Genomic DNA, 1504 nt, shown 5'->3' with positions numbered 1-1504 from the left:
GAGATTGGATTGCAGAAAATCGTAAAAACATCACGGCTTTAGATTTATCTAGAATAGACTTGACTTATTTACCCCCAGAAATATGCCAGTTATCTCAGCTGCAAACGCTTGACTTAAGAGAAAACCAGCTCACTGCTCTGCCTACAGAAATTGGGCAGCTGTCTGAGCTACAATATCTTTACTTAAATCAAAACCAGCTCACCGCTCTGCCTGCAGAAATTGGGCGGCTGTCTGAGCTGCAATCGCTTGAATTAAATCAGAACCAGCTCACCAGTCTTCCTGCAGAAATCGGGCAGCTGTCTAAGCTGCAAGTGCTTCACTTAAGCCAAAACCAGCTCACCGCTCTGCCTGCAGAAATCGGGCAGTTGTCTGAGCTGCAAGCTCTTGACTTAAGCCAAAACCAGCTCACCGCTCTGCCTGCAGAAATCGGGCAGTTGTCTGAGCTAAAAACTCTTGACTTAAGAGAAAACGAGCTCAACAACCTGCCTGCAGAGATCGGGCGGCTGCCTCAGCTGCAATGGCTTGACTTAAGCCAAAACCAGCTCGTCAGCCTTCCTGAAGGAATAGGTCGGCTGTCTCAGCTGCAAGAGCTTAATTCAAGCCAAAACCAGCTCACCAACCTGCCTGAAGAAATCGGGCAGTTGCCTCAGCTGCAATGGCTTTACTTAAATCAAAACCAGCTTACCGCTCTGCCTTCAGAAATCCGGCAGCTGTTCCAGTTACGAGGGCTTTACTTAAATCAAAACCAGCTCACCAGCCTGCCTGAAGAAATCGGGCAGCTGTCTCAGCTGCAATGGCTTTACTTAAATCAAAACCAGCTCACCAGCCTTCCTGCAGAAATAGGTCAATTGCCTCAACTGCAAGAGCTTGAATTAAATCAAAACCAGCTCACCAGTCTTCCTGCAGAAATCGGGCAGCTGTCTCAGCTACAAGTGCTTTACTTAAATCAAAACCAGCTCGCCAGTCTTCCTGCAGAAATAGGTCAATTGCCTCAACTGCAAGAGCTTGAGTTAAGCCAAAACCAGCTCACCAGTCTTCCTGCAGAAATCGGGCAGCTGTCTAAGCTGCAAGAGCTTTACTTAAATCAAAACCAGCTCACCAGTCTTCCTGTAGAAATCGGGCAACTGTCTCAGCTGCAAGGGTTTGAGTTAAGCCAAAACCAGCTCACCGCTCTGCCTGTAGAAATCGGGCAGCTGTCTCAGCTGCAAGGGCTTTACTTAAATCAAAACCAGCTCACCAGCCTTCCTGCAGAAATTGGACAGCTATCTCAGCTGCAAGAGCTTGAATTAAATCAAAACCAGCTCACCAGTCTTCCTGTAGACATCGGGCAGCTGTCTCAACTACGAAGGCTTGAATTAAATCACAACCAGCTCACCGCTCTGCCTACAGAAATAGGTCAATTGTCTCAGCTGCAAGGGCTTTACTTAAATCAAAACCAGCTCACTAGTCTGCCTATAGAAATTGGGCAGCTGTCTCCGCTGCTACAGCTTGAATTAGCGGAAAA

1 protein-coding gene is annotated in these 1504 nt (G+C 47.5%); it reads left to right on the top strand.

Going from position 1 to position 1504, the window contains the following annotated elements:
* Window positions 1-1504 (top strand): leucine-rich repeat domain-containing protein (locus tag DB41_RS10255; RefSeq protein ID WP_039387001.1); only part of this gene is annotated, 1504 nt, incomplete at both ends.

This window comes from Neochlamydia sp. TUME1 (assembly GCF_000813645.1).
GTDB lineage: Bacteria > Chlamydiota > Chlamydiia > Chlamydiales > Parachlamydiaceae > Neochlamydia.
This window is presented reverse-complemented; position numbering and strand designations above follow the sequence as displayed.